Genomic DNA, 23,246 nt, shown 5'->3' on the forward strand with positions numbered 1-23,246 from the left:
CGTGACCGGGCGGCTCCCGGCGCGGCGCGGTCACCCGGCGCGGGGCCGGTGTCCGGGGCGGTGCGGGGAGCGGAGCTGGGTCAGCTCACCTGCTGAGTCGTGGCTCAGCGGGGCTGACGATCGGCCCGGCCACGACTCGGAGGATCGCTATCTCGCACAGCGATCACCTCCTGCGGTCGGCGGGGCCCGGAACGCGGACCGGCACGGCCCGCAAACGCGGATCATCGTACACCCGTAGATCTCCGCTCCCGCACTCGGCCGAGTGGCCGGAAGGACCTCGCCCGGCGGACGGGCCGGTGCCGGTGGACGGCCGGCGGCCGGCGACGCCCGACCGGCCCCGGACGTGCCCGGCGTTAGCGCTTACCTGCCGGTAACGCCTAGGCTCCGACCGACCGGGGGATCATCGAAACAGAGGGGGAACCGTGGCCCGTACCGTCCTGGTGACCGGCGGCAACCGGGGGATCGGCCTGGCCATCGCGCAGGCCTTCGCCAAGCAGGGCGACCGGGTGGCGGTGACCCACCGCAGCGGTGAGCCCCCCGAGGGGCTGTTCGGGGTCCGCTGCGACGTGACCGACTCCGCGTCGGTCGACGCGGCCTTCACCGCGGTCGAGGCCGAGCTGGGTCCGGTGGAGGTGCTCGTCGCCAACGCCGGGATCACCGACGACACGCTGCTGCTGCGGATGACCGAGGAACAGTTCACCAGCGTGCTGGACACCAACCTGACCGGCGCGTTCCGCTGCGCCAAGCGCGCCTCGGGGAAGATGCTGCGCGCGAAGTGGGGCCGCATGATCTTCATCTCCTCGGTGGTCGGCCTCTACGGCGGCCCCGGCCAGGTCAACTACGCGGCGAGCAAGGCAGGCCTGGTGGGCGTGGCCCGCTCGATCACCCGGGAGTTGGGCAGCCGCAACATCACGGCCAACGTGGTCGCGCCCGGCTACGTCGAGACCGACATGACCGCCGGCCTGCCCGAGGACCGCAAGGCCGAGTACCGCAAGGTCATCCCCGCCGGCAGGTTCGCCCAGCCGGACGAGATCGCCGCCGCGGTCACCTGGCTGGCGGGGGACACCACCGGCTATGTCTCCGGCGCCGTCATCCCGGTCGACGGCGGCCTCGGCATGGGTCACTGACAACTCGACAGGTCACTGACAAGCGGTCACTGAGAACTACGGAGGAATCCCTGCATGTCCGGACTGCTCGCCGGTAAGCGGCTGCTGGTCACCGGCGTCATCACCGACGCCTCGATCGCCTTCTCGGTGGCGAAGCTCGCCCAGGAGAACGGGGCGCAGGTCGTGCTCACCGGCTACGGCCGACTCTCCCTGGTGGAACGGATCGCCCGGCGGCTGCCCGAGCCCGCCCCGGTGATCGAGCTGGACGTGACCGACGCCGACCACCTCGCCGGGCTCGCCGACCGCGTACGCGAGCACGTCGACGGCCTGGACGGGGTGGTGCACTCGATCGGCTTCGCCCCGCAGAGCTGCCTCGGCGGCGGCTTCCTCGACGCCCCCTGGGAGGACGTGGCGACCGCGCTGCACGTCTCCACGTACTCCTACAAGTCCCTCGCGATGGCGGCGCTGCCGCTGATGTCCGCCGGCGGCGCGGTGGTCGGCCTGACCTTCGACGCGACCAAGGCGTGGCCCGTCTACGACTGGATGGGCGTGGCCAAGGCCGGGCTGGAGTCCGCCTCCCGTTACCTGGCGCTGCACCTCGGCAAGCAGGGCATCCGCAGCAACCTGGTCGCCGCCGGGCCGCTGCGCACCATCGCCGCCAAGTCGATTCCCGGCTTCGAGCAGTTCGAGGAGGCCTGGGCCGATCGCGCCCCGCTGGGCTGGAGCCTCACCGACCAGGAGCCGGCCGCCCGGGCCTGCCTGGCGCTGCTCTCCGACTGGTTCCCCGCCACCACCGGCGAGATCGTGCACGTCGACGGCGGCTACCACGCCATCGGCGCCTGAGAAAGGGCCTCTTGCTGACGCTATGCGTCAGCAAGAGGCCCTTCCTTACACCTGGAGCCAGGGGGCCTCGCCCGGCGGGACGGGCCGACCGGGAAGAATGGGGTCATGGCGTACGACGCGGTGGTCCTGGTGTCCTTCGGCGGGCCGGAGCGGCCCGAGGACGTGATGCCGTTCCTGCAGAACGTGACCCGGGGGCGTGGCGTGCCGCCGGAGCGGCTGGCGGAGGTCGTCGAGCACTACCAGCACTTCGGCGGCGTCTCCCCGATCAACCAGCAGTGCCGGGAGTTGCTCGCGGCCATCCGGGAGGACTTCGCCGCCAACGGCGTGGACCTGCCGGTCTACTGGGGCAACCGGAACTGGCACCCGATGCTCGCCGACACCGTGGCGCAGATGCGTGACGACGGGGTCACCCACGCCCTGGCGTTCGTGACCAGCGCCCTCGGCGGCTACTCCTCCTGCCGCCAGTACCAGGAGGACATCGCCGCAGCCCGCGCGGCGGTCGGCCCGGACGCCCCGCTGATCGACAAGCTGCGCCAGTTCTGGGACCATCCCGGCTTCGTCGAGCCGCACGCCGACGCGGTGCGGGCGGCGCTGCGGCGGCTCGACCCGGCGAGACGGGACAGCACCCGGCTGGTGTTCACCGCGCACTCCGTCCCGAACTCGATGGCCGCCAACGCCGGCCCGCACGGCGGCCGGTACGAGGCACAGCTCGCCGAGGTCGCCCGGCTCGTCCACGCGGCGGCAGCCCCGGACCTGCCCTGGGACCTGGTCTGGCAGAGCCGCTCCGGCCCGCCGCAGGTGCCGTGGCTGGAGCCGGACGTCAACGACCACCTGCGCACCCTGGCCGAGGCGGGCACCACCACGGTGGTGGTCAGCCCGATCGGGTTCGTCTCCGACCACCTCGAGGTGGTGTGGGACCTGGACACCGAGGCGCGGGAGACGGCCAGGCAGCTCGGCCTGGACTTCGCCCGGGCCGCCACCCCCGGCACCGACCCCCGGTTCGTGGCGATGGTCCGCGAACTGGTCCGGGAGCGGACCTCCCCGGACGGGGCCGACCTGCGCCGCCGCCTCGGCGAGCTGCCGATGTGGGACACCTGCCCCACGGTGTGCTGCGTCCCGGCCCGCCGCCCCGCCGCCTCCTGACCGCCGCGCCGGCCCCGCCGGCGACCCCGACACCCCTGGAACGAGTGACGATGCAGGATCGCAAGCCGGTGGAGAGCTGGCTGACCGACATGGACGGCGTGCTGGTGCACGAGGGCCAGCCCGTGCCCGGCGCCCCGGAGTTCGTCTCCCGGCTACGCGCCTCGGGCAAGCCGTTCCTGGTGCTCACCAACAACTCGATCTACACGCCCCGGGACCTCCAGGCACGGCTGAGCCGGATGGGCCTCGACGTGCCGGAGCAGGCGATCTGGTCGTCCGCGCTGGCCACCGCCCAGTTCCTGGCCGACCAGCGGCCGGGCGGCACCGCGTACGTGATCGGGGAGGCCGGGCTGACCACGGCGCTGCACGCGGTCGGCTACGTGCTGACCGACTTCGCCCCGGACTACGTGGTGCTGGGGGAGACCCGCACCTACAGCTTCGAGGCGATCACCAAGGCGGTCCGGCTGATCAACGACGGGGCCCGGTTCATCTGCACGAACCCCGACGTGACCGGCCCGTCGGTGGAGGGCGCCCTGCCGGCTGCCGGCTCGGTCGCCGCGATGATCTCCAAGGCGACGGGCGTCGAGCCGTACTTCGTCGGCAAGCCCAACCCGATGATGATGCGTTCGGCGCTGAACACGATCAACGCGCACTCCGAGACGACCGCGATGATCGGCGACCGGATGGACACCGACATCCTCTGCGGGCTGGAGGCCGGCCTGGAGACGATCCTGGTGCTGACCGGGATCAGCAGCCGCGTCGAGGCGGAGCGCTACCCGTACCGCCCGTCGCGGATAGTCAACTCGGTCGCCGACCTGGTCGACGAGATCTGACGTCGTCGTTCTACCCGCCGGGCGGTCGCCCCGAAGGTCACGGCCCTCGAACGACCGACGTCAGCGGCGACGGCGTCAGGGGCGCAGCGGGGCGTTGCAGGCGGCCACCAGGGCCTGCCGGCAGGCGGTGGTCAGCGGGCGCAGCGCGGCGTCGCGCTGCTGGGCCTCGTAGTTGTTGATCGCGCCGCCCGGCGCGGCGTGCCCGGCCAGCGCGAGCACCCGGTCGAGCACGGCGGCCCGGGCGAAGAGCCGCCGGGCACGTGGGTCGAACCCGGGTGGCAGGTCGGTGGCGCCGTCCGGTCGGCGCAGCGCCTCCAACGCGCCGGCCAGCTCGGGTCGCCACTGGGCGACGTCCAGCCTGGTCAGCGCGGCGGTGGTGTCGGCCAGGGCCGCCGCCAGCTCCGCCTCGGCCTCGGCCGCGCCGGGCAACACGAGGGAGGCGGCCGGGGCGTCGGCCGGCAGCGGGTAGACCCGCCACAGCACCGTCTCGAAGGTGTCGCCGGAGCCGGACGTGTGCGTGCGTACGTGCGGGATCAGCCCGAGGCCCCCGGCGACGACCGCCTCACCGGCGACCAGCGCCGCGCCGGCGAAGTCGCCCGGCCCGGGCAGCCCGCGCGGGTCACCGGGCGCGGGCAGCACCAGCCGGATCTCGTCGGGCGAGAGCTTGGCGAGGGTGGGCAGTGCCTGGGGCAGGGGGACGTCGGTCCAGGTGCCGGGCGCGTCGGCGACCAGGTGCTCCTCGGCGCCGGCGACGGCGTCGGCGACCTCGTCGAAGGGAACCAGCCCGGCGCGCCACGCGCGCACCCAGGCAACGAACCGGCTGGACCGGCGCGGTGTGAGAGTGGCCGCGCCCGCTGCGGGGGTGGACATGCCGAAAGGGTACGTGGTCACCGCCGCCCCTGTCTCGACTGCCGCTCCGACCGTCCGCCGCTCCGTCGATCATGCGACCGTGGTGGGTGGATCGCCCGCCGGGGGCGGGCCGGGTGGGGTACGTCGGCGTGTCGGGTGCGGGTGCGGGGGCGGGCGGTTAGCTTGATCGGCATGGGGCGGCGGTATGCGGACGATGTGCTGTCGGGGGACTGGCGGCGGCGGAGGGTCACGCCCGAGGTGGACGCCGAGCCGGACCTCGTGGTCGAGGACGCCGACTCCGGCTTCTGCGGGGCGGTGGTCGGCTTCGAGGCCGGCGCGGTGGTGCTGGAGGACCGGCACGGGCGTCGGCGCAACTTCCCGCTGCTGCCGGCGGCGTTCCTGCTCGACGGGCAGCCGGTGACGCTGCGCCGGCCGACCCGCGCCCCGGTGCCGGCCGCCCGCCGGCGCACCGCCTCCGGTTCGATCGCCGTCGACGGCGTACGCGCCCAGGTCGCCAAGGCCAGCCGGATCTGGGTGGAGGGCATCCACGACGCCGCCCTCGTCGAGCGGATCTGGGGCGACGACCTGCGCATCGAGGGCGTGGTGGTGGAGCCGCTGGACGGCATCGACGCGCTCGACGCCGAGGTGCGTGACTTCGCCCCCGGCCCCGGCCGCCGCCTCGGCGTGCTCGTCGACCACCTGGTCGCCGGCTCCAAGGAGAGCCGGATCGTCGCGAAGGTGACCTCCCCGCACGTGCTGGTCACGGGGCACCCGTACGTCGACGTGTGGCAGGCGGTGAAGCCCGCCGCGCTGGGCATCCGGGCGTGGCCGGTGGTGCCGCCGGGGCAGCCGTGGAAGGAGGGCGTCTGCGCCGCGCTCGGGGTCGCCGACCCGGCGGAGATGTGGCGGCACGTCCTGTCCCGGGTCGACAGCTTCGCCGACGTCGAGACCCCGCTGATCAACGCGATGGAACGCCTGATCGACTTCGTCACCGAACCGGCCTGAGCGCGTCAGGGCTCCTGGTCGGGGGTACGGGTGAAGACGAAGGTGGCGATGTCGAGCGCCACCGCCCGCCCCGACCCGTCGCGCAGCACCGACAGGATCTCGCCGTCCTCCGGGCCGGATCGCCCCCGCCAGCGGTCGGGCCCGTCCGGGGCGAACGCGCTCACCCGCTCGCCGCGCACGTACCCGACCAGCTCACCCGCGGCAGCGTCCCAGGTCACGTCGAGCGGCGCCCCCATCCACCACCAACGGCCGCCCAACTCGTCGACCTCGGCGGGCGGAGCAGTGGCGGCCGGCAGCCAGGGCCGCGGCAGGGCCGGCTCGGCGTCCAGCACGGTGTTGAGGATCCGCAGCGCGAGCCCGCCGAGCCCGCCGGTGCGGAAGCCGTACGAGTTGGCGAAGCCGATCACGCCGGTGCGGGAGGGGCGGTGCACCGCCAGGGCGGCCACGTAGCCGGGCATCGAGCCGCCGTGCCCGACGTACACCCGTTCGCCCTGCCGGTAGAGCTCCAGCCCCAGGCCGTGCCCGCCGGTCCACGAGTCGAGGTCGCTGATCGACACCGGGAAGCACATCTCGGTGAGCGTGCCCGCCGCGAGCACCTCCGGCGCCGGGTCGGCCAGGAAGGCCGCCCACCGGGCCAGGTCCTCGGCGGTGGACCAGAGTTGGCCGGCGGGGGCCATCGCCCCGGTGTCGGTACGGGGCTCCTCCCGCAGCGTGTCGTGCCAGGGGTGCACCACGTAGCCGCGGGCGAACGGCTCGGTGGCCGCGTACGTGGTGCGGCGCATGCCGAGCGGCTCCAGCACGCGCTGGCGCAGCAGTTCCGCCCAGGGCGTGCCCGTGATCCGCTCCAGCACCCCGCCGAGCAGCCCGTACGCCAGGTTCGAGTAGTGGTAGGCACGGTGCGGGGGATAGGCGATCTTCTCGGCGTTGACCCCGGCCAGCAGGGTGGCCAGGTCCGCGCCCTCGGCGCGCTCCCACCACTGCCCGTCCGGCTCGCGGCGCAGGCCGCTCGCGTGGCCCAGCAACTGCCGCAGGGTGAGCGCGCCCACACCGGTGCCGGGCAGGTGCCGCTCCAGCGGGTCGTCCAGGGCCAGCCGGCCGGCGTCACGCTCCTGCATGACCAGGGTGGCGGTCATCGTCTTGCTGATCGACCCGAGGCGGTACTGGAGGTCGGCGTCGGGGCGCGGGTGCTCGCCGGCGGTGGCGAGGTGCGTCAGCGCGCCGTCCCGCACCACGCCGACCAGCAGCGACGGCGTACGGCCGGCGGACTGCGCCCCGGCGACGAGGGCATCGACCTGACGGGCGGTGTCGGGCAGCAGGGCCACGGGCTCTCCTCGGTGGGATTCCGGCTTCGTCGGGGCGGGCCGACGGCGTGTCGCCGAGCTTACTGATCTTCGCGGTTGGGCTCCACGTGCTTTGACGTGTCACGATCGTGTGGTGGACGCCGTGCTGTGGATCGTGCTGGGTGTCGTTCTGGCGGTCGCCGAGATCTTCACGACGACGCTGTTTCTGATCATGTTCGCGGTCGGGGCCCTGGCCGCCGCGGGAGCGGCGGCGCTCGGCGCCCCGGTCGAGGTGCAGGCGATCGTCTTCGCCGCGGTGTCGGCGCTGACGACATTGGGCATCCGCCCGACGCTGCGCAGACACCGTCGCTCCGCGCTCGAGAGCGGCGAGCAGCCGTTCGGCGTGGAGGCGATCGAGGGCAGCACGGCGCTGGTGCTGGAGCGGGTCGACGCCGGGCAGGGGATGGTGAAGATCGACGGTGAGCTGTGGCAGGCCCGTTCCTACGACGCGAGCCAGAACTTCGCTCCCGGCGAACGGGTGCAGGTGATCCAGGTGCGGGGCGCCACCGCCCTGGTGTGGCGGGACGACGTTTCCCCTTCCGGCGAGCTACCCGAAGCGAAAAGGTGAGTACATGGAACTTGTGATCCCGGTCCTGCTGATTGCCGTGGCACTCATTGGGGTGATCACCCTGGCCAAGTCGGTACGGATCGTGCCGCAGCAGCGCCAGGACGTGGTCGAGCGGCTGGGCAGGTACAAGCGCACCCTCAACCCGGGGCTCAACATCCTGGTCCCGTTCGTCGACGCGGTGCGCACCAAGGTCGACATGCGTGAGCAGGTGGTCAGCTTCCCGCCGCAGCCGGTGATCACCTCGGACAACCTGGTGGTCTCGATCGACACGGTGCTCTACTTCAAGGTCGTCGACTCGGTCCGGGCCACGTACGAGATCTCGAACTTCCTCCAGGCCATCGAGCAGCTCACCGTCACGACGCTGCGTAACGTGATCGGCTCGCTGGACCTGGAGCGGGCGCTGACCAGCCGTGAGGAGATCAACCGGCACCTGTCGGGCGTGCTGGACGAGACCACCGGCCGGTGGGGCATCAAGGTCACCCGGGTGGAGATCAAGGCGATCGAGCCGCCGCCGAGCATCCGCGACTCGATGGAGAAGCAGATGCGCGCCGAGCGGGACCGCCGGGCGGCGATCCTGAACGCCGAGGGGCACAAGCAGTCGCAGATCCTCACCGCCGAGGGCGAGAAGCAGGCCGCGGTGCTGCGCGCCGACGGTGACCGGCAGGCCCGGATCCTCCAGGCCGAGGGTCAGGCGAAGGCGATCCGGACGGTGTTCGACGCGATCCACCAGGCGAACCCGAGCCAGAAGGTGCTCGCCTACCAGTACCTCCAGGCCCTGCCGCAGATCGCCAACGGCACCGCGAACAAGGTCTGGATCGTGCCGGCCGAGCTGACCAAGGCGCTGGAGGGCATGGGCGGCGCGCTCGGCGGGCTGAGCCGGATGGTCGGCGACGAGCCGGCGCCGGAGGCGGCTGACAGCGCGAGCGCGGTGGAGCGCGAGGCGGCCGAGGCGGCGCAGGCCGCGGCAGCCGCCGCGCAGCAGATCCACGACGAGGTACGCGTCGCGGAGGCGCAGGCCACCGGCGGCAAGCCGCAGGGGCTGCCGGCGCCGGAGCCGGTATCCCCGGCGAGCCTGCTGAACGACCCGGCCAACCAGCGCGAACGAGGCTGACCGGGGGCCGGGCGCCGATCCGCCCGGAAATGCGAGAAAGACTCATGGGGCGCTCCGGCGCCTGCCACCATCGGTCCTAGGACGGGCGGTGAGCAGGCACCGGGGCGCCCCGGCGCGTCCCGGCACCGTTCGCGGACGAGCGAGGTGACGCATGAAGGATCCGGCGAAGCGGGCGCGGTCCTCGGCCCCGGTGCCCGGCGCGCACGATCCCACCGGGCCGATCGGCAGCCGGCGTACCGGCGGGGGGTTCGGCGTGCTGCCGTTCGTCGAGCCGACGCCGATCGGGCCGGCCACGAACGCCACCTGGGCCTGGTCGCTACGTCGGCTCGCCCGGAGCGCGGTGTGGCTGCTCCCCGCGTACGCCATCCTCTACGCCGTCGTGGCGATGGGCAGCGACGGCGGGGTGGGCAACGACCCGTACCCGGCCGACGGCCGGCCCCTCTACCTGGTGGGCTGGGTGGCGGCCGTGTGGCTCGGCCTGCTCGCCCTGCTGGCGCTGACCGGGCTGCTGGCGGCGGCCCGCAGCCGCCGGGCGGCCGTCGCCGGCCTGCTCGTGTCCATCGCCGGCACGGTGCTCATGCTGCCCTTCGCGGGGCTGGCGGAACAGACCCCCGTCTTCGGCACCAGCGCCCGGACGCTCGTGCTCGTCGGCGCCACCTGCTACAGCCTGGGCTGGCTGCTGACCGGCTGGTCGGTGGCCCGCTCCGGGATGTTCAGCATCGGCGACGGCGCCATGCTGATGATCGCCGCCCCGCTGCTGGGGGTCGGCGGCGCGCTGGTCGGCGCGTTGCAGACCTTCGGCGCGATCTTCGTGCTGGTCGCCGGCATCGGCATCGGCTACCGTTCCGGCCGCCTGGTGCCCCGGGACATCGCCCGCGACGCCGCGAGCGCGAGCCTCGCCACCGCCGCCGCCCCGGCCACTCCCGAGCCGAACGGCCCCCTGCCCACCTGACCCTCGCGCGGCCCGGAGGCGGCTGCCCGCGTCGCCTGGGGCCACCGGGGCCGGCGGGGCGGGTGGGATGGGAAGTCGCTGGCAGCGGGCGGTGAAGTTGCTGACAGCAGGGCTCCGGGGGTGGCCGGTTGGCCGTATTCGTGGCAATCCTGGAGACCATGGCCCCACCCCGCCCGCCGCTGTCGCGGCTGTTCACCGTGCTGCTCGCCGGCGTGCTCGCCGGCCTCGTCCTGGCCGTCGCCGCGCTGCCGGGAAACCTGCTGCTCGGGTTCGCCGCCAAGGCGGCGGTCGGTACGTTCGCCGCGCTGCCCGAGGCGCTGCGCACCCCGGCCACGCCGCAACGCTCCTACCTCTACGCCAACGACGGCAGGACGCTGATCACCACGTTCTACGACGTCAACCGCACCGACGTGCCGCTCGACGAGATCGCCCCGGTGATGCGGCAGGCGATCGTGGCGGCCGAGGACCGGCGCTTCTACGACCACGGCGGCGCCGACCTGCGCGGGCTGCTGCGGGCCGTGGCGTCGAACGTCTCCGGCGGACAGCAGGGCGGCTCCACGCTGACCATGCAGTACGTCCGCAACGTGCTCAAGACCGACCCCGGCCGCACCGCCGAGGAGCGCGCCGCGGCCACCGAGCAGACCGTCGGGCGCAAGATCCAGGAGATCCGGTACGCCATGGCGCTGGAGCAGAGCCTCAGCAAGGACGAGATCCTCAACCGCTACCTGAACATCGCGTACTTCGGCTCCGGGGCGTACGGCATCGCGGCGGCCAGCCAGCGCTACTTCGCCAAGTCCCCGGCGGAGCTGACCCTCGGCGAGGCGACCCTGCTCGCCGGCCTGGTGCAGTCGCCGGAGGCGTACAGCCCCATCGACGGCGACGCGGACGCCGCGCTGGAGCGCCGCGGCTACGTGCTCGACTCGATGGTCTCCACCGGCGCGATCAGCGCCGAGGAGGCCACGCGGACCAGGGCCGAGAAGCTGACGCTGCGCCCCACCGCCCAACCCAACGGCTGCACCGCCGTCGCCGCCGGGCACGACGACTGGGGCTTCTTCTGCGACTACCTGCGGCAGTGGTGGCTGGCGCAGCCCGAGTTCGGCGCCTCCGTCGAGGATCGGGAGCAGGCGCTGCGCCGCGGCGGCTACACCGTGGTGACTTCGCTGGACCCGCGGATCCAGGCCACCGCCCAGAAGCAGGCCACCAGCGTCTACTCCTACGACAACAAGCGCGCCCTGCCGATCGCCGCCGTCGAGCCGGGCACCGGCCGGGTGCTGGCGATGGCGGTCAACCGGCACTACAGCCTCGACGCCAACCCGGACGGGCAGGCCAACCACCCCAACACCGTCAACCCGCTGATCTCCGGCGGCGACAGCGTGGCCGGCTACCAGGCCGGCTCGACGTTCAAGCTGTTCACCATGCTCGCCGCGCTGGAGGCCGGCAAGCCGCTGTCCACCGGCTTCGACGCGCCCAGCCGGCTGCCCACCCGGTACGCCGCCGAGGGCGAGGGCAGCTGCGACGGCCGGTGGTGCCCGGCCAACGCCAACCCGGAGTGGATGGACGGCTACCGGATGATGTGGGACGGCTTCGGCCGCTCCGTGAACACCTACTTCGTCTGGCTGGCCGAGCAGGTCGGGCAGGAGAAGGTGGTCGAGATGGCGAAGCGCCTCGGCATCACCTTCCGGGCCGACGCCGACGCGAGTTTCGCCGAGAACGACGCCGCCAACTGGGGCTCGTTCACCCTGGGCGTGACCGCCACCACCCCGCTCGACCTGGCCAACGCGTACGCCACCGTGGCCGCCGAGGGGACGTACTGCGCGCCGCTGCCGGTGGTCTCGGTGACCGCCCCGGACGGCCAGGGGGTGCCGGTCGGCGACCCGTCCTGCCGGCGGGTGCTCGACGCCGACGTGGCCCGGGCCGCCACCGACGCCGCCCGCTGCCCGGTCGGCCAGCAGTCCACGCGTACGCAGTGCAACGGTGGCACGGCCACCTCGGTGAACCGGATCCTCGACGGCCGGCCGGTTGCCGGCAAGACCGGTAGCTCGGAGAAGAACGCCACCGAGACCTTCGTCGGCTTCACCCCGCAGGTGGCCGTCGCCGGCATCGCCGCCAACCCGGACGACCCGACCGACTCGGTGGGCGCGGCGGTGCAGGCGAAGGTGATCGACGCGGTCGCCCGGGTCATCGGCACCGCCGTCGACGGTGAGCCGGAGAAGGCCTTCGCCGCCCCGAGCCGCGAACTGGTCGGCGATCCGCGCCGCCCGGTGGAGCGCCCGCAGGTCGAACAGCGCCGCCCGGCCGAGGAACGGCGGCCCTCGAACGACCAGCGCCAGTCCGACCTGCGTCGCTGGCTCGACCGTCGCGGCTGACCGCCGGCTGGCGCTTCTGCGGCTGGTCGTCGTCCGACCCTCCCGCGGCTGACCGTTGGCTGACCTCCGCGGCCCGTACCAGCGGTCCGTACACCGGTCGTGGTCGCCGGCTGTCGTCGTGGTCGCCGTCGTCGATAGGGGACCAGGACCGCCCTGTCGAGCTGCCCCACCCATGGGACCCGGACCGCCCTGTCGAGCTGCCCCACCCATTGGACCGGCCCAGCAGCGGGTACTGATCGACCTGCGGATGCCCGGCACGGACAGCATCCAGGCCACCCGGGCGATCACCCGCGCACAGCCCGGCCGGGAGACCGCCGGGAGACTCGCCGTCTCTGCGGTCCGCCCCATCTGTGGGGCAGCTCGACAGGACGTGAGCGGTACATCTGTGGGGGACACGTCGACAGGGTGTGATCTCGGTCGTGCGTCGCTTGTGGGCCGGCGGAGCGGCACCGCCCAGGCCTGTAGCAGCTACGGAAAGAAATCTGGAAAGGTGTGTCCCGAGGCTGTCGGATTCGGCGCCGCCGCTCCGACCATCTGACGAGAACGCCCAGAGGGGCGTCCGAGGCCAGGAGGAGCAGCGCCATGCGGAGGATCGTCTACGGGGTGCACCAGTCGCTCGACGGGTTCATCGAGGGGCCGAACGGCGAGTTCGACTGGCCGCAGATGGGCGACGAGTTGTCCGCGTACTCGCTGGCGCAGTGCGACCAGGTCGACGCGTTCCTCTACGGCCGCAGGGTCTGGGAACTCATGGCCGGGTACTGGCCGCAGGCCGAGTCGATCTCCGACCACCCGCACGACCTTGCCTTCGTGCCGATCTGGCGACGTACGCCGAAGGTGGTCGTCTCACGCACGCTCACCCGGGCCGAGCACGGCGCGCAGGTGGTCGGGGGTGTCGACCTCGGCAAGGAGGTCACCGCGCTGAAGGAACAGCCGGGCGGCGATCTGCTGCTCCTCGGCGGTGCCGGGGCCGCCGCCGCGCTCACCGCACTCGGACTGATCGACGAATACCAGATCTTCGTGCACCCGGTGGTGCTCGGCGGCGGCAAGCCGGTCTTCTCTGTTACGGAGCGGATCAACCTGCGTCTGGTCGAGTCGCGGACCTTCGACGGCCGTACGGTGCTGCTGAGTTACCGCCGGGCCGACTGACGCCGGTGGGACGGTGCCGTCGGGGCGGGCGCCCGAGCGACGCGCGGGGCCCGCGCCCGTCAGCGCCGGCCGCGCCCCGACCGTAGCGTGGCGACCGTCGCGGGCAGACCCCGCCGGATGATGCCCGCCCAGTCGGTGTCGCCGCGCAGCACCGCCGCCGCGGTGTTGCGGGCCTGCTCGGCGGTGAAGTGCGGCGGCAGCATCAGCTCGGCCGGGTCGACCAGCGCGTTGACGACCACGGGCCGGTCCGCGCTCAGCGCCCGCTCCCAGACGTCCGGCACCTGCTCCGGCGCGTCGACCAGTTCACCGTGCAGGCCCAGCACCTCCGCCCACCGGTGGTAGCCGATGTCGGGCAGTTGCTGGCTGTCCGGGAACATCGGCGTTCCCTCGCTGGAGCGCTGCTCCCAGCTGACGAAGGCCAGGTCCCGGTTGTTGAGCACGAGCACCACGAACCGGGGGTCGGACCAGCTCCGCCAGTACTTGGCCACCGTGATCAGCTCGTTGATCCCGTTCATCTGCATCGCGCCGTCGCCGATCAGGGCCACCAGCGGTCGGTCCGGGTGGGCGAACTTGGCGGCAAGCGCGTACGGCATCGCCCCGCCCATCGAGAGCAGCGTGCCGGAGAGGCTGGCCAGCATGCCCGGGCGGACCTGGACGTGCCGGGCGTACCAGGCGGTCGTGGTGCCGCAGTCGACCGAGATCATCACGTCGTCGGGCAGCCGGTCGCTGAGGGTGGAGAAGATCAGCTGCGGGTTGACCGGGTCGGCCGCCTGCCCGGCCAGCTCCCGCTGCGTCCGGCGCCAGGCGGTGGTGGCCTCGGCGAGCGTCGCCCGCCACCGGGTCGGTCCCGGCCCGGGGCCCAGCTCGCGGAGCAGGGCCCGCAGGGTGGGAGCCGCGTCCCCGGTCAGGTTCACCTCGGTCGGGTACCGCAGCCCCAACTGCGTGCCGTCCCGGTCGATCTGCACCGCCCGGGCCCGCCCCTCGGGCGGATAGAACTCCGAGTACGGCATGTTGCTGCCCACGATCAGCAGCCGGTCGCACCCGTTCATCAGCTGCCAGCTGGGCCGGGTGCCGAGCAGCCCGATCGCGCCGGTCACCCACGGCTCACGGTGGTCGACGGCGGCGAACCCGAGCAGCGCGGTCGCCACCCCCGCGCCGAGCCGGTGGGCGATCTCGCGTACCTCCTTCTCCGCCCCCAGCGCGCCCTGCCCGACCAGCATGGCCACCCGCTCGCCGCCACGCAGCACCTCGGCGGCCCGGCGCAACTCCGCCTCGGGCGGCACGGTCGGTTCGCTGCTGGGCACGTCGCTGGTCTGGTAGTAGCCGTGCGCGTGCGGCGGTTCCGGCACGGCCGGCGCGTCCTGGATGTCGGACGGCAGCACCAGCGCGGTGACCGTACGCCGGGCCAGCGCGGTGCGGCACGCCCGGTCGACCAGGTGGCGGACCTGGCTGGGATGGTCGAGCTGGGCCAGGAAGGCGGCGGCGACGTCCTTGTAGAGGGCGAGCAGGTCCACCTCCTGGTAGTAGCCGCCGCCCTCTGCGGTGAGCGCCGTGTGGCCGACCAGGGCGACCACCGGCTGGTGGTCCAGCTTGGCGTCGTACAGGCCGTTGAGCAGGTGGATCGCGCCCGGACCGCTGGTCACCAGCGCGCAGCCGAGTGGCCCGCCGCCGTACTTCACGTGTGCCGAGGCGGCGAAGCCGGCGGTCTCCTCGTGCCGGACCTGGACGAACTGAGCCCGTTCCCGGGTGCGTTGCAGCGCGGACGTCAGGCCGTTGATGCCGTCGCCGGGATAGCCGAAGTAGCGGCGGACGCCCCAGCCGGCCAGCCGGTGCACGATGTGGTCCGCGACGGTCGCGTCGCGGGGCAGTGCGCCCAGGTCGACGCGTCGACCGTCCGGGTAATCGATCCTGGCCGGCCCCGGCGTACCCGTGGGGTGTGCGTTCACCTGACTGTCCTTCCCGTCGGTTCCCGCAGTTCCCCTTCTTTATCGGACAAAACGCCGTAAGTCGTCCCGGCTGCCGGCGGTCCGGGGGGCGCCGCGGCGCGTCCGGCAGAATCGGCGGGTGCCCATCCACCAGATCACCGACCCCGACGACGACCGGATCGCCGACTACCGCGCCCTGACCGACGTCGAGCTGCGCACCCGCTGGGAGCCGCCGCACGGCCTGTTCATCGCCGAGGGGGAGCTGGTGCTACGCCGGGCGCTGCGGGCCGGCTATCCGGCCCGGTCGTACCTCGTGGACGCCAAGCGGGTCGACCAGCTCGCCGACCTGGACACCGGCGAGACCCCCGTCTACGCCGCCACCCAGGACGTGCTGCAACGGGCCACCGGATTCCACGTGCACCGGGGCGTGCTGGCGTCGTTCCGGCGCAAGCCGCTGCCGGCTGCCGCCGAGGTGCTGGCGTCCGCCCGGCGGGTGGCGATCCTCGAGGACGTGAACAACCACACGAATCTTGGCGCAGTGTTCAGGGGGGCCGCCGCGCTCGGCATCGACGGGGTGCTGCTGTCGCCGACCTGCGCCGACCCGCTCTACCGGCGCAGCGTCCGGGTCAGCATGGGGGAGGTCTTCGCGGTTCCGTACGCCAAGTTCGAGCGCTGGCCCGCGGGCCTCGACGAGGTGCGGGAAGCGGGCTTCACCGTGCTCGCCATGACGCCGGCTCCGGACGCCGTGCCGATCCAGCGGTTGTCTCCGGCGCAGCGCGAGCGGGCGGCGCTGCTGCTGGGCGCCGAGGGTCCCGGCCTCACCGCGGCGGCCCAGTCCGCCAGCGACGTGCGGGTGGTCGTTCCGATGCGGCGCGGAGTGGACTCGTTGAACGTCGCCGCCGCCGCGGCGGTGGCGTTCTGGGAACTGGGGCGTGACGACCCGCCGTACGGCGGCGCGTAGCCCGTCCCGCCGAGCGCCACCCGTTTGCATGGCCATGCGGCGTGGTGCATAATCTTCCTTGTGTCCAAGGTTCTCACCTCCCTGCCCACCGGTCAACGTGTCGGCATCGCCTTCTCCGGCGGCCTCGACACCTCGGTCGCGGTCGCGTGGATGCGCGACAGGGGCGCCGTTCCCTGCGCCTACACCGCCGACATCGGCCAGTACGACGAGCCCGACATCGCCTCGGTGCCCGGCCGCGCGCTCAGCTACGGCGCCGAGGTCGCCCGACTGGTCGACTGCCGCGCCGCCCTGGTCGAGGAGGGCCTGGCGGCGCTGACCTGCGGGGCCTTCCACATCCGCTCGGGCGGACGGGCGTACTTCAACACCACCCCGCTGGGCCGGGCCGTGACCGGCACCCTGCTGGTGCGGGCGATGATCTCCGACGACGTCCAGATCTGGGGCGACGGCTCGACCTTCAAGGGCAACGACATCGAGCGGTTCTACCGGTACGGCCTGCTGGCCAACCCGCAGCTGCGCATCTACAAGCCGTGGCTCGACACCGACTTCGTCACCGAACTGGGCGGACGTAAGGAGATGTCGGAGTGGCTGCTCGAACGCGGCCTGCCGTACCGGGACAGCACCGAGAAGGCGTACTCCACCGACGCCAACATCTGGGGCGCCACGCACGAGGCGAAGACCCTCGAACACCTCGACACCGGCATCGAGACGGTCAACCCGATCATGGGAGTCCGGTTCTGGGACCCGTCGGTGGAGATCCCGACCGAGGACGTCACGATCGGCTTCGACCAGGGCCGGCCGGTGACGATCAACGGTAAGGAGTTCGGCAGCCCCGTCGACCTGGTGCTGGAGGCCAACGCCATCGGCGGCCGGCACGGCATGGGCATGTCGGACCAGATCGAGAACCGGATCATCGAGGCCAAGAGCCGGGGCATCTACGAGGCGCCCGGCATGGCGCTGCTGCACGCCGCGTACGAGCGGCTGGTCAACGCCATCCACAACGAGGACACCCTGGCGAACTACCACAACGAGGGCCGCCGCCTCGGTCGGCTGATGTACGAGGGGCGCTGGCTGGACCCGCAGGCGCTGATGCTGCGCGAGTCGTTGCAGCGCTGGGTCGGCACGGCGGTCACCGGCGAGGTGACGTTGCGGCTGCGCCGGGGCGAGGACTACTCGATCCTGGACACCACCGGCCCGGCGTTCAGCTACCACCCCGACAAGCTGTCGATGGAGCGTACCGAGGACTCGGCGTTCGGCCCGTCGGACCGGATCGGCCAGCTCACCATGCGCAACCTGGACATCGCCGACTCGCGGGCGAAGCTGGAGCAGTACGCCACCCTCGGCATGGTCGGCGGCGCGGCCCCGCAGCGGATGGTCGGCGCCGCCCAGGCAGCCTCGACCGGGCTGATCGGCGCGATGCCGCAGGGCGGCGCGGAAGCCATCGCCTCCCGGGGCGTCTCCTCCGCCGACGACGAGGCACTCGACCGCGCCGCGATGGAGTTCGGCGTCGACTGAGCGTCGCCGGACGTTCCCCGAGGGGCCCATCGGCGGGAGGGCCCTGCGACGCCGGCAGGTGAGCGTCACGCGGCCCGAGGGCCCCTCGGCGGGAGGGGCCCTCGGGCCGCGTCGCTCGCGTTCTACCCGACCCTGAGGGCCAGCTTCCCGACGTAGTGATCGTTCAGGGCGCGATGCGCGTCCCCGGCCCGCTCCAACGGGAAGGTCCGGGCGATGTGGACCTCGAAGGGGCTCGCCTCGATGATCGCGTTCAGCCGATCGGTGGCGGTGCGGCTCCGATCCCCGTCGTAGTGGGACAGCGTCGCGCCCGGCGACGTCATCGGCGCGGGGAACACACCGTTCGGCCAGGCGATCCGTCCCGACTTCCTGATCGCGCGGAGCGATCGTTCGGCGACCTCGCCGCCCACGGTGACCAGAGCAGCGTCGAGCCCGCCCGGTGCGAACTCGAACGCCGCAGCCAACACGTCGTCTCTGCGACCGTCGACGGCGTCGTCGGCGCCCAGTCGCCGGGCCAGGGCGACCCCGTCGTCACCGGAGGCCACGGCCAGCACCCGGATGCCGCTGTGCCGCGCCAGCTGCACGGCCATGTGCCCGATACCCCCGCTGGCCCCGAAGACCATGAGCGTCTCGTCCGGCCGCAGGCCGAGCAGATCGAGACCGCTCAGTGCGGTCAGGGCGTCCCAGGACATCGCGCCGGCCTGTCCGGTCGGCAGCCGGTCGGGCACGCGAGCCACGAACTCCGCCTCGACGACGGCGTACTCGGCGTAGGAGCCACCACGCGGCACCGGCATCGTCGCGGCATAGACCCGCTCTCCCACGTCGAACCGCGTGACGTTGCGGCCGACCGCGGCCACCGTGCCCGCCGCGTCCCAGCCGAGGACATAGGGGAAGGTCGACGCGACACCGAAAACGCCGTCGTATTCCCCCTCCCGCTCGCCCGCGTCCCAGGACCCGACCCCGGCGAACTCCACCCGGATGAGGACGTCGTCGTCGCCGACCTGCGGGAGCGGTATCCGGCGCGACGAGAGTTCGTCGACTCCGCCGAACCGGTCAAGGACGACCGCGTTCATCTGCGGCACCACGATCGCGCCGCCCGTTGTGCGCTCGACTCTGCTCGCCATCGGCCCCCCTCGTTTGCTTGAGTGCATCAAGGATCATTGGACCACGGGTATTTGAGTGAATCAAGTAACTCGTCTAGGCTGGGAACATGGCGCTGCCGAACGGACCCGTGACCGCCTCGTCCGAGGCCGAGGCCGTCCTGTTCGACCTGGTCGACGTGTACGACCGCGCCTACGAGGCGGCGGCAGCCGAGCTGTCGCTCAGCCCGGCGCAGGCATGTGTGCTCGGGCGGCTCGACGAGCGACGGGGCATGGGCGCCCTGGCCGAGGAACTGGGCTGCGATGCCTCCAACATCACCCAGATCGTCGTGCGTCTCGAAGCGCTCGGCCTCGTGGCCCGCGAGCCGGATCCCCGGGACCGTCGCGCCCGACTCGTCGGGAGAACCCCCCGGGGAGACGAGGTCAACCAACGGTTCGCCGAGGCCTTCACCTTCGCCCGCACGGCGGTCGGACGACTCTCACCCGACGAGCAGGACCAGTTGACGGCGCTGCTACGCAAGGCGCTGGGCTGACCCGCACCCCGGCCGCACCCCGTCACGCTGGAGACAACGCTTCACGCGGGCGGGCCGTAGCAAGTCAGCCGAACCTTCACCGGACCCGATCGACGACTTCCCGAACACGCTCTCCGGCGCGCTCGGCGGGAAAGCCCCTGGGCCGCGTCGTCAGGCGCGCTTGGCGAGGTCGAGGGTCCTCGTCGTCGACCACGGCCCTGCCGAGCTGGTGTTCCAGGTACCCGACCCACCCGTCGGGCCCGAAACTGAGCAGCGCGGGTTGGGACCGAGCAGCGTGGGCCGATACCGGGCGGCGCGGGCCGAAACTGAGCGGCTGTCCGTGCGGAATTGATGTCACGGACGGTAGCGTGTCGCCCGTGTTCCCTACCGTCCGTGAGGTCCTCGCGCTGGACCCGGTCCGCCACGGCGCTCCGCGTCTGGTGGCCGGGGACGTGGGGCTCGACCGTCCGGTTCGCTGGGTGCACGTGAGCGAGGTGCCCGACATCGCCCCCCTGCTCGGCGGCGGTGAGCTCGTCCTCACCACCGGCATCGGGCTGCCCGCCGACGACGCCGGCCTGCGCGCGTTCATCGGCGACCTGGCGGACGTGGGGGTCTCCGGCCTGGTCGTCGAGCTGGGCCGCCGGTACGTCAGCGGGGTGCCCAGGGTGATGGCCGCCGCCGCCGAACGGCGCAGGCTGCCCCTGGTCGAGCTGCGGCGGGCCACCCCGTTCGTCCGGATCACCGAGGCGGTGCACGCGCTGATCGTCGACGCCCAACTGACCGAGCTGCGGGCGACGGAGGAGATCCACCAGCGCTTCACCGAACTGTCGGTGGAGGGCGCCGGCCCCGGCGAGGTGGTCCGGCAGGCGGCCGAGCTCTCCGGCTGCCCGGTGGTGCTGGAGAACCTCTCCCGGCAGGTGCTCGCGTACGACCCGGCGGGGGAGAGCGCCGAGCTGCTGCTGGACTGCTGGGAGCAGCACTCCCGGCGGATCCGGCCGGCGGGGCGGACCGCGTACGACGGCGACAACGGCTGGCTGGTGACCACGGTGGGCGCCCGGGGACAGGACTGGGGCCGGCTGCTGCTGCGCTGGCCGGGCGGGGGCGACCTGGCGGCCGGCCGGCGCGTGCTCGACCCGTCCGAGGAGGGCGGTGTGCCCGTCGGGACCGTCACGCCACCCGTGGCCCCGCCCACCCGGCTGACCATCCTGGTCGAGCGGGCCGCCTCGACGCTGGCCCTGGGCCGGCTGATCCGGCGCGACGCCGAGGGCCTGGAGCGGCAGATCCACCGTACGCTGCTCACCGCCCTGCTCGACCACTCCCTGCCCGTGGACGAGGTCGCCCTGCGGGCCCGGGCGCTCGGCGTGGTGCTGGAACGGCGGCACCTGGTCGGGGTGGTCGTCCGGCACCGCGCCGACGACCCGGCGGGCGAGGGCGGCCCGGCCACGGAGACGCCGCACCCGGCCGACCCGGGCGCGGGCGGTTCGGCGGCCGGCCCGGCGCGGCTGCGTGATCTCGCCGAGGCGGTCGGGCACGCGTTGCGCGAGGCGAAGCTGACCGGCCTGTCCAGCGCCGTCGACGACCATGCCGTAGGCGTGCTGCTCGCCCTGCCGGAGCCGGCGGCCGAGGAACGGGCGCTGGCCGCGTTCGCCACCGCCCTGCGCCGCACCCGCCCGGACACCTCCACCCGCCCGGCCGGTCATGCCCGACCGGACGGCTCCGTCCGCTCGGACGGCCTCGCTCGCCTGGATGGCCATGCTCGCTCCGACGGCCATGCTCGCTCCGACGGCTCCGCTCGCTCCGACGGCTCCGCTCGCTCAGACGGCCAGGCCCGCTCCGACGGCTCCGTGCGCCCGGACGGCCAGGCCCGCCCGGGCGCCCCTGTCCGTGAGGACGGTCCGGCCCGGTCCAACGGGCGAGCGAACGAGGTGGCCCGGCCGGCGGGCGGGGGACTGCTGATCGCGGCCGGGTCGGGCGTGCCCGGCCTGCGGGAGGCACGCCGGTCGCTGATCGAGGCCCGGCAGATCGCCGACGCCGCCCGGCGGGACCGACGGGACCTGCCGGTCTTCCGGCTGCCGCACGTCGGCCTGGCGGGGCTGCTGCACCTGCTACGCGACGAGCCCCGGTTGCAGACCTTCGTCGAGCGGGAACTCGGGGCGCTGCTGACCTACGACGCGCAGCATCCCCGGGAACAGCTGCTCGGCACCCTGCGGGCGTATCTGGAACAGGGCCGGAACAAGTCAGCGGCGGCCGGCGCGGCGCACCTGTCCCGCCCGGCGTTCTACGAGCGGCTGGCCCGGATCCGCCGCGTCCTGGACGTGGACCTCGACTCGGTGGAGGCCTGCCTCTCCCTCCACGTCGCACTCCTCGCCCTCGACGCCATCCGCACCCCCTGACGCACCCACCACCCGCCCAGCCCACACCCACCTACCCACCCGGTCACCTGTCCGCCCGCCCGCGGGCGTCCTGCCCTGTTGACCAAGAGGTTTGCGCGACGCCACCGGGCGTGTCGTGACGAAAACTTCTTGATCAACAGGGAGGGGCGGGGGGAGGGGGAGAGCGGGGGAGGGGCGGGTGGGGGTGGTTAGGGGAGGGTGGGTAGGGACTTGGTGTAGGGCGGGGGGATGTGGTTCGGGCCGCCCGGGGTGAAGACATCGGAGCTGGCGGCGGTCGACCAGGCCGTTTCCGGTACGGCGTCGACGAGCGCGCGGACGACCGGGGCGTCGCGCCACTGCTCCTGCTCGGCGAGCAGGCTGAGCGCCACCACCGACTCCTCGACCTCGCCGACGCACTCGAACGGCTTGTGCCCGTCCACGCCCAGCAGTTCCCGGTAGCCGGGGATCTGCGTCTCGTCGGCCAGCAGGTCGCCGCCGAAGATGCCCACCACCCGCTCGCGGGGCATGAACGGCGCCATGGCCAGGAAGACGAAGCGGCACTTCGGGCAGTTGCGGCACCAGCGTTCGCTGGCGTCGCGCAGCTTGAACGCGGCGTTGCAGCTCGTCACCACGTCGTCGTAGCGGTCGATCGCGGCGAACAGGCGGGCGATGTGCAGCTCCGACAGCGAGCGCAGCAGCGAGAAGTACGGCTCGGTGAGCCCGGCGTGCTCGGCCAGCGCCGCCCGCAGCAGCCCTTCGGCCTGCACGCCCTTGGACCACTGGTGGTTGATCTCGTGGCCGTTCCAGACGAGGTTCGGGTCCGACGCCGACCGCTCGTTGGACATCACCACCGGGCCAAGGCCGTGCAGCACCGCCGTGGCGACCGCGATCAGCGAGTTGATCGCGGTGACCGGGATGTGGCCGTTGAGCGCCCCGGCGGCGTTCAGCTCGAACAGCACCGGGTCGATGCGCCGCCTGGCGGCGAGCGGGGTGAGCCCGGACGCCTCGTTCACCGAGACGATCACGTGGTTGGGGTTGACCGAGAACGGCACCGGGTCGAAGCCCGCCCGACGCAGCGCCTCGAGGCTGACGATGGAGTCCTTGCCGCCGCCCACGGCCGAGAGCGGACGCCGGTCGGAGTCGTCGTACCGCCGGGGTGGGGAGACCTCGCCCGGCGGCACCTCCGGGCGCAGTTCGAGCACGTGCGGCAGTTGGTTGCGGTACGCGTACTCCGCGAGGCCCTTCGTGTAGACGGCGGTGACCAGCTCGGCGGCGGCCGCGCCCAGCGGCGCCGGCAGCACGAGGCGGGGCGGCGCGGCGGCCTTGTAGTAGCTGACCCCGGCGACCACGTGCAGCAGCTCCAGCACCCGGCCGAGGGTCGCCACGGTCTCGTCCGACGGCGGCGCGTCCGGCAGCGGAAGGGTGACCACCTCGGTGAACCGCTGCTCGCCATCGGGACCGGTGAGGGCGTAGTCGAACAACACCTCCCCGGTGGAGAGGTCGATCGAGTAGGACGGGAAGGTGAAGGCGTCCATCCGCCGCAGCTGCTCATTGGGCACACGCCATACTAGGCCCTGGTTCGTCCGGCCGTGTCCGGCTAGTGCCGGA

General features: G+C 73.1%; 19 protein-coding genes. 14 read left to right on the forward strand and 5 right to left on the reverse strand.

Annotated elements, in window-relative coordinates:
* Positions 1-422 precede the first annotated feature (422 nt).
* The 4 genes from AB0D32_RS23480 to AB0D32_RS23495 all read left to right on the forward strand — a co-directional run bounded on the left by AB0D32_RS23480 (position 423) and on the right by AB0D32_RS23495 (position 3,922).
* The gene (locus tag AB0D32_RS23480) at positions 423-1,127 is read left to right on the forward strand and encodes a beta-ketoacyl-ACP reductase (RefSeq protein WP_357093911.1); all 705 of its coding nucleotides are present in this window, start codon (positions 423-425) and stop codon (positions 1,125-1,127) included.
* Between the two features lie 54 nt (positions 1,128-1,181).
* Positions 1,182-1,949, forward strand: coding sequence for an enoyl-ACP reductase FabI (gene fabI / locus AB0D32_RS23485; RefSeq protein ID WP_357093914.1), 768 nt, complete (start codon positions 1,182-1,184; stop codon positions 1,947-1,949).
* Positions 1,950-2,054: 105 nt separating this feature from the next.
* A complete protein-coding gene (locus tag AB0D32_RS23490) occupies positions 2,055-3,092 on the forward strand; it encodes a ferrochelatase (RefSeq protein ID WP_357093916.1) in 1,038 nt (345 codons plus the stop codon).
* Positions 3,035-3,922, forward strand: a complete 888-nt coding sequence (locus AB0D32_RS23495) for an HAD-IIA family hydrolase (protein WP_357093919.1) — start codon at positions 3,035-3,037, stop codon at positions 3,920-3,922. The genes AB0D32_RS23490 and AB0D32_RS23495 overlap by 58 nt, the downstream gene beginning before the upstream one ends.
* A gap of 75 nt (positions 3,923-3,997) precedes the next feature.
* Here AB0D32_RS23495 and AB0D32_RS23500 read toward each other — a convergent pair whose 3' ends face one another.
* The gene (locus tag AB0D32_RS23500; RefSeq protein WP_357093922.1) at positions 3,998-4,792 is read right to left on the reverse strand and encodes a hypothetical protein; all 795 of its coding nucleotides are present in this window, start codon (positions 4,790-4,792) and stop codon (positions 3,998-4,000) included.
* A 171-nt stretch (positions 4,793-4,963) separates the two neighbouring features.
* On the opposite strand from AB0D32_RS23500, the gene AB0D32_RS23505 reads away from it, so the two are divergent.
* Positions 4,964-5,776, forward strand: coding sequence for a DUF3097 domain-containing protein (locus AB0D32_RS23505; protein ID WP_357093924.1), 813 nt, complete (start codon positions 4,964-4,966; stop codon positions 5,774-5,776).
* A 5-nt stretch (positions 5,777-5,781) separates the two neighbouring features.
* On the opposite strand, the gene AB0D32_RS23510 is transcribed toward AB0D32_RS23505, so the two are convergent.
* Positions 5,782-7,098, reverse strand: coding sequence for a serine hydrolase domain-containing protein (locus AB0D32_RS23510; protein WP_357093926.1), 1,317 nt, complete (start codon positions 7,096-7,098; stop codon positions 5,782-5,784).
* Positions 7,099-7,210: 112 nt separating this feature from the next.
* Between AB0D32_RS23510 and AB0D32_RS23515 the strand changes: the two genes are divergently transcribed.
* The 5 genes from AB0D32_RS23515 (at position 7,211) to AB0D32_RS23535 (ending at position 13,259) form a co-directional block, all read left to right on the forward strand.
* Entirely contained in the window at positions 7,211-7,684 is a 474-nt protein-coding gene (locus AB0D32_RS23515) for an NfeD family protein (RefSeq protein WP_357093929.1), read from the forward strand.
* A 4-nt stretch (positions 7,685-7,688) separates the two neighbouring features.
* Positions 7,689-8,795, forward strand: a complete 1,107-nt coding sequence (locus AB0D32_RS23520; protein WP_357093932.1) for an SPFH domain-containing protein — start codon at positions 7,689-7,691, stop codon at positions 8,793-8,795.
* Between the two features lie 151 nt (positions 8,796-8,946).
* Positions 8,947-9,747 (forward strand): hypothetical protein, encoded by an 801-nt coding sequence (locus tag AB0D32_RS23525; protein ID WP_357093935.1) that lies wholly within the window; start codon positions 8,947-8,949, stop codon positions 9,745-9,747.
* A 158-nt stretch (positions 9,748-9,905) separates the two neighbouring features.
* Complete coding sequence (locus AB0D32_RS23530; protein WP_357093938.1) at positions 9,906-12,113, forward strand: transglycosylase domain-containing protein; 2,208 nt, start codon at positions 9,906-9,908, stop codon at positions 12,111-12,113.
* 582 nt (positions 12,114-12,695) lie between these two features.
* Entirely contained in the window at positions 12,696-13,259 is a 564-nt protein-coding gene (locus AB0D32_RS23535) for a dihydrofolate reductase family protein (protein WP_357093941.1), read from the forward strand.
* Between the two features lie 59 nt (positions 13,260-13,318).
* Here the strand turns inward: AB0D32_RS23535 and AB0D32_RS23540 are convergent, their stop codons facing one another.
* Positions 13,319-15,166 carry a thiamine pyrophosphate-requiring protein gene (locus AB0D32_RS23540; RefSeq protein ID WP_357094162.1) on the reverse strand — a complete coding sequence of 616 codons (1,848 nt, stop codon included), beginning with the start codon at positions 15,164-15,166 and terminating at the stop codon, positions 13,319-13,321.
* 109 nt (positions 15,167-15,275) lie between these two features.
* Here AB0D32_RS23540 and AB0D32_RS23545 point away from each other — a divergent pair, with 109 nt between their 5' ends.
* A complete protein-coding gene (locus tag AB0D32_RS23545; protein WP_357094165.1) occupies positions 15,276-16,145 on the forward strand; it encodes an RNA methyltransferase in 870 nt (289 codons plus the stop codon).
* Positions 16,146-16,205: 60 nt separating this feature from the next.
* Positions 16,206-17,657: an argininosuccinate synthase gene (gene argG / locus AB0D32_RS23550; RefSeq protein ID WP_357093943.1), complete on the forward strand. Its 1,452-nt coding sequence runs from the start codon at positions 16,206-16,208 to the stop codon at positions 17,655-17,657.
* A gap of 122 nt (positions 17,658-17,779) precedes the next feature.
* Here the strand turns inward: argG and AB0D32_RS23555 are convergent, their stop codons facing one another.
* Entirely contained in the window at positions 17,780-18,778 is a 999-nt protein-coding gene (locus AB0D32_RS23555; RefSeq protein WP_357093946.1) for an NADP-dependent oxidoreductase, read from the reverse strand.
* Positions 18,779-18,864: 86 nt separating this feature from the next.
* Between AB0D32_RS23555 and AB0D32_RS23560 the strand changes: the two genes are divergently transcribed.
* Complete coding sequence (locus AB0D32_RS23560) at positions 18,865-19,287, forward strand: MarR family transcriptional regulator (RefSeq protein ID WP_357093949.1); 423 nt, start codon at positions 18,865-18,867, stop codon at positions 19,285-19,287.
* A 356-nt stretch (positions 19,288-19,643) separates the two neighbouring features.
* Positions 19,644-21,659 (forward strand): PucR family transcriptional regulator ligand-binding domain-containing protein, encoded by a 2,016-nt coding sequence (locus tag AB0D32_RS23565; RefSeq protein ID WP_357093951.1) that lies wholly within the window; start codon positions 19,644-19,646, stop codon positions 21,657-21,659.
* Positions 21,660-21,847: 188 nt separating this feature from the next.
* Here the strand turns inward: AB0D32_RS23565 and AB0D32_RS23570 are convergent, their stop codons facing one another.
* Positions 21,848-23,197 carry a hypothetical protein gene (locus tag AB0D32_RS23570; protein ID WP_357093954.1) on the reverse strand — a complete coding sequence of 450 codons (1,350 nt, stop codon included), beginning with the start codon at positions 23,195-23,197 and terminating at the stop codon, positions 21,848-21,850.
* Positions 23,198-23,246: the final 49 nt, after the last annotated feature.

The organism is Micromonospora sp. NPDC048170 (assembly GCF_040652795.1).
GTDB lineage: Bacteria > Actinomycetota > Actinomycetes > Mycobacteriales > Micromonosporaceae > Micromonospora.